Source organism: Nostoc sp. FACHB-133 (assembly GCF_014698055.1).
Taxonomy (GTDB): Bacteria; Cyanobacteriota; Cyanobacteriia; order Cyanobacteriales; family Nostocaceae; genus Nostoc.
In genome coordinates this window covers 1-4,991 of record NZ_JACJSH010000141.1, presented here as the reverse complement: position 1 = coordinate 4,991, position 4,991 = coordinate 1, and the positions used below count along the sequence as shown (strand labels likewise).

The 4,991-nt window shown below is 44.5% G+C and carries 6 protein-coding genes; 3 read left to right on the top strand and 3 right to left on the bottom strand.

Annotated features, from left to right (window positions below):
- Together H6G86_RS37700 and H6G86_RS37695 are read right to left on the bottom strand one after the other, a co-directional pair.
- A partial coding sequence (locus H6G86_RS37700) for a relaxase/mobilization nuclease domain-containing protein (RefSeq protein ID WP_190938658.1) occupies window positions 1–1,248 on the bottom strand: 1,248 nt, incomplete at its 3' end.
- On the bottom strand, window positions 1,229–1,627 hold the full coding sequence (locus tag H6G86_RS37695; RefSeq protein WP_242065185.1) for a plasmid mobilization protein: 399 nt from the start codon (window positions 1,625–1,627) through the stop codon (window positions 1,229–1,231). The genes H6G86_RS37695 and H6G86_RS37700, both read right to left, overlap by 20 nt.
- Window positions 1,628–2,081: 454 nt before the next feature.
- On the opposite strand from H6G86_RS37695, the gene H6G86_RS37690 reads away from it, so the two are divergent.
- The 3 genes from H6G86_RS37690 to H6G86_RS39365 are packed head-to-tail and all read left to right on the top strand — an operon-like array spanning window position 2,082 to window position 4,126.
- Window positions 2,082–2,609 (top strand): hypothetical protein, encoded by a 528-nt coding sequence (locus H6G86_RS37690; RefSeq protein WP_190938657.1) that lies wholly within the window; start codon window positions 2,082–2,084, stop codon window positions 2,607–2,609.
- Window positions 2,610–3,389, top strand: coding sequence for a P-loop NTPase family protein (locus H6G86_RS37685; RefSeq protein ID WP_242065184.1), 780 nt, complete (start codon window positions 2,610–2,612; stop codon window positions 3,387–3,389). It begins immediately after the preceding gene.
- Complete coding sequence (locus tag H6G86_RS39365; protein WP_242065183.1) at window positions 3,389–4,126, top strand: DUF6753 family protein; 738 nt, start codon at window positions 3,389–3,391, stop codon at window positions 4,124–4,126. The genes H6G86_RS37685 and H6G86_RS39365 overlap by 1 nt, the downstream gene beginning before the upstream one ends.
- Window positions 4,127–4,190: 64 nt before the next feature.
- Here the strand turns inward: H6G86_RS39365 and H6G86_RS37675 are convergent.
- On the bottom strand, window positions 4,191–4,991 hold an 801-nt coding region (locus tag H6G86_RS37675; protein ID WP_190938656.1), incomplete at its 5' end, for a WD40 repeat domain-containing protein.

Sequence of the window (4,991 nt, the reverse complement as noted above, 5' to 3'; positions counted from 1 at the left end):
AAAGAGTTGTTGCCGATAAATAGATAGTTGTTCTGTTAATTGTGGCAACGTTTCAGCCAAGGCATCATCAACTACTGACTGTTCAATAAAGTTAGAGATTGCATCCACTGCTCTTTGTGATGATAATCGTTGCTCTTCATTAACAATCGCGGCTCCCAGGTCGTCAAATGTGGTTTTATTATTAGCTAGCTGCTGCTGATACGCAGACAGTTGTTCTGTTAACTGTGGTAACGTTTCACTTAGGGAAGACTTTGTTAATGACTGCTCAATTTCTTGTAGTTCAAGATATCGGACAATTGCAGTAATCACCTCGAATGACTGATTTGAACCTCGTTCAAGTTCTCGGACTGGGCTAGCTGTTAATGCCGAATCTTGTCGTGAGGTTTCTAACTGTTGGCTAACAACTATTCGCTGAACAGGATTTTTCAACAGATGCTCAATAAGCTCATCATCCCGTTGTGGCTGGTAGTCAATCCCCTTATGTTTTTGTAAACCTGGGAATGTATAGGCAGGCCCCAAAGATGTGCCGCTGAATTTCTGGTCATTCCACGAGTACGAGATGCCCTTACTTTTGCCGTTGCGTGTTAAGCCGTGACGAACTTCTACACCTTGTAGTTGCAATCGCTCAACCAGTAGAGGCATAGTCGGTTTATCTTGGGTGGCGCGGTCGATTAGTTCCTGGAGTTGTTGCTTAATGGGGCGTTCTTGTGGAGTTTGGCGCTCACCATTAATATATTCTTCTTGCTCTCTTTCTAGCCGTTTTTGTTGTCCAATACTGGGATTACGTGATAATTTCTCATGGCTGCTTTGGGTTTGTTGTAAACCATAATCTCGTTCTAGCTGCCGGATAATGGTTTCGCTACGCTTGTAATCCCAGCTATCATGTACAATCTTCCCGTTGTCTAAACGGATACGGCTAGCGCAAATATGGATGTGGTCGTGTTCTGTGTTGCTGTGTCTGTAGACTACGTACTGGTTGCTGTCAAAGCCCATCTCTTCAAGATAGCGGTTAGCAAGTTCATTCCAGGTTTGTTCGTCTAGTCGCTCGTTTTCTGGTAGTGATAATGATGCGTGGTACACTACTCGGTCAGCTTCTGGGTTTAGTTGACGAGAGATTTTGAATTCTCTGGCCAGGGCACGGGCGTTATTGCCGCCCATGTTGCCACCAATGAGTTTGGCATCTTTCTGAGACTCCAAATAATTCAGCAGTCCGCGAAACCCTCGCCCTTTAGTCTGGTTGCCAATCATCTGTTTCCTCGTCTGATTCTTCGATGAAGGTATTGGCTATTTCCCGTTGGCAGTATCGTAGCAGTTCTAGTAACTCTTGTAGAAGTTCTGGTGATGCTGGCGGTGGCAACTGCATTTTAATGGCGGTGTTGGTGGCTTTGGCCAGTTGGTTGATGTTGTTGCCGATGCGCGACAGTTCCAGGTATGTGTCAAGAGTAACTCTGCCAAGTCGCGGCGGTGGTGGTGGAATTGGTCGCAGTAACATACATCGTCTGGTCAATTCTCCCAAGCTCAAGCCCGTATCTTCTGCTTTAGAGCGAATCATTTCATATTCAATTGGGCTGAATCGCGCTTGCAACATTTTGGTGCGGACGAGTGACTGAGAAGAAGCTTTGGGCATAAGTCAAACAAAAGTTGATGCAGTTTTTGAGGGGGTTTCCAAAGCGGGGACACTTCCCCCTTTGGCAAGCCTGCCGAGTCGAGCGCAGCGACGACACCCCGAAGGGGTAGGCATGGCTTGCTCTTAACCGGGATTTCGGGGAGGCAGAAGGACTAGGGGAACTACCCACTAGGGGACAAAGTGCGTAATCTGCGGCTACCAACACGATGATATTACTAACGAGTTGATACAAATTACAGTGTGGCTAATTATTACTGAGTAATGTGTGATTTATTTTTGATTAACTCTTCGTGAGTTATCTTACACGCTATGAGTAATGACTGTTCAATCAGTTACGTTAATATCTGTTGCTGTTTCTTAACTATTTGTTGCATTGATAATTACCTGTCTTTAGATAGATGCTCCAGGTTAAAGTAAAGTTTTAAACATAAACATTAGTTTGATTTTTACTCTTGTGGCTAAAGACAGTATTCCTAAGTCAAAGATTCCAGAGGCTCTTGATGCTCTACGCGCTTTGGGTGCTAAGGAATTAGATGATATCCCAGCACGAGCGGCTATTAAAAAGATGCGCCGTCAAATTGAACGGGTACTTCGTCTCGGCTATAGCTACGAGGAAGTCTCTAAAACTTTAGCCCCTTTGGATATCAACATCAGTCCAGAACGTATCCGTTATTTACTTAACGATATTCGTCGGTCTACACGCAAAAAGTCAGTTACTACTCCAAGTCTTGAGAATACCAGTACACAAGTTATTGATGAGCCAGTAGTTCACGAGAATCCTGAGATTACAGAAAGCAATACTCAATCTGCCAACAAACCTCAGTCTCAATCAGAACCAAAATCGAAACCCGCTTCATCAAAATCAACAACTCCTAAAACTCCTAAAACGGCTAAAAAGACCTCTGATGTTAAAGCTCCAGAGAATCAAAATCCCTCTCGCCTTGCTTTTGTGCCTGAAATAATAAACGACGAGGATTTGTAGATGGTAGTAAAACCTAAACAATCGGCTGACCAAGTTCAGGAAATAAAGCCTTCCTTACAGCCAAAAACTCTTGGACGCTTGGTGTTGGTGACTGGTGACAAGGGCGGTACTGGTAAAAGTGTGGTGGCGCGGATTCTCCTGGACATTTACCGCCACAGAAATATTAACTGCATCGCTTATGAATGTGACCAGTCTAATCCTCAGCTTTATCGCCACTACAACAAAGTCGCTCCTGGCGTGCAAACGCTCAAACTTAATCAGCGTGGTGGTGCTGATGCTTTGCAGGATGATTTGAAACGTTTATCGCCTCAAGTTTCTCTGGTGGATCTGCCGGCTGGTGCTGCTGAATATTTTGAATCAGTGGCTAAGGATATTTTTCTGTTTCAAAATGCCCAGCGTTTGGGTTATCGCATAACTATGGTATCTGTGCTGGGTCGGGTGAAAGATAGTCTGTTGCAGTTAAAACGTCTGATGGATTTCTGCGGCGACAAAGTTGATTATGTAGTTGTGAAAAATCTCTACTGGGGTGATGAGCATAAGTTTACTCGCTACAACAATTCTAAGATGAAGCAGGCTGTAGAAGCATTGGGGGCGATTGAACTGTTATTGCCTGAGTTATATGACGATATTTTTGACCTCGTTGACTCGAAGGATCTAACTTTCAGGGAGGCTCTAGAGCATGAGGATTTTAGTTTGAGTAATCAATCGAGAGTTTATGGCTGGATTGATGCGGTTGAAACTGAGTTTTCTAAGGCGGCTGTACAGTTGGGGTTAGAGTAATGGCTGTAAGTAATGGTAATGGCAATGGTGCGGTATCTCATTTAGATAGGTTGCTGTCAGAAAAGCCGCCGGAGTTTCAAGCTAAAGTCTTACGGTTTGCGCTTGATTCTGGGATGAAACAAGATGACCCAGCTTTTAGGTTAGTGCAGTACATCGGTTATTTGGCGCAACTGACAGAAACCGCTCCAAATGATTGGAAGTTATTATTTGAAAATTTACAGGTAGAGCTAAACGAATGGAGTCAACTGACGGCGGAGCAATTGAAGATTCAAGCCGACCACACGGAGAATATCAAAAATCTAGCGACAAGTTGCAATCAGCTAGGGACAGCCTTGAGCGCATTAAATCTAACGTCTCAGCAACAACTCAAGCAATTGACGAGCTTAACGAAACTCTCCGAGAATTTGAGCAATATCTCCCCAAGGCAACCAGAGACATTGAGCCAACCGTTACAAGAACAATTGAACGAGATTCAGACGGGAATATCTCTATTGAACCAAAAAGACGCGGAATCGGTCGTTAAAGGTTGGGGTAGAGCTATTATGATCTGGCTTTTCTCTCCGATCTCATTTTTTATTCTATTTTGGTTTTATTCACACCTGACCCCAATCCCTACTCCTATTGAAACTACCGAGTCTCTACAGAAAATTTTGCAGAATACTGATTGGAGTAATACCAAGCTGCAACGGGTTGAGAAAAAATTGGGGACTGATCCTAATCTTAGACGGCGGCAGTAAAAATTTGTTGTTTCAAAGGCGATTTAAAACAACTGGGTCTGCATACCTATTTGAGCAAAACTGGTTAGTTTAACTTACCACCGACATCATCACAAAGGTGTTTGTCGTTTTCACTAATGTTAGGGCTATTCTTCAGGTAGTCGTGTAACCAATTGCAACTCTGCACGAGTAAATTATCTAAATTCAGGTTCCACAGTTTCACTGTTTTGTCCAAACTTACACTTGCAATGGTCTTGCCATCCGGGCTGAAGGCGACTTGCCAAAGTAAATCCTCATGCCCCTTGAGAGTAGTAATGAGACTGCCATCCATCCGCCACAGTTTCACTGTTTTGTCAAAACTTGCACTTGCAATGGTCTTGCCATCCGGGCTGAAGGCGACATCAGAAACATAACCGTCATGCCCCCTGAGGGTAGTAATGACACTGCCATCCATCCGCCACAGTTTCACTGTTTTGTCCCAACTTGCACTTGCAATGGTCTTGCCATCCGGGCTGAAGGCGACTTGCAAAACTCTATCCTCATGCCCCTTGAGGGTAGTAATGAGACTGCCATCCATCCGCCACAGTTTCACTGTACTGTCAGCACTTGCAATGGTCTTACCATCCGGGCTGAAGGCGACATCATAAACCTCAGCCTCATGCCCCTTAAGGGTAGTAATGAGACTGCCATTCATTCGCCACAGTTTCACTGTTTTGTCAGCACTAGCACTTGCAATGGTCTTGCCATCCGGGCTGAAGGCGACTTGCCAAAGTAAATCCTCATGCCCCTTGAGGGTAGTAATGAGACTGCCATCCATTCGCCACAGTTTCACTGTTTTGTCCCTACTAGCACTTGCAATGGTCTTGCCATCCGGGCTGAAGGCGAC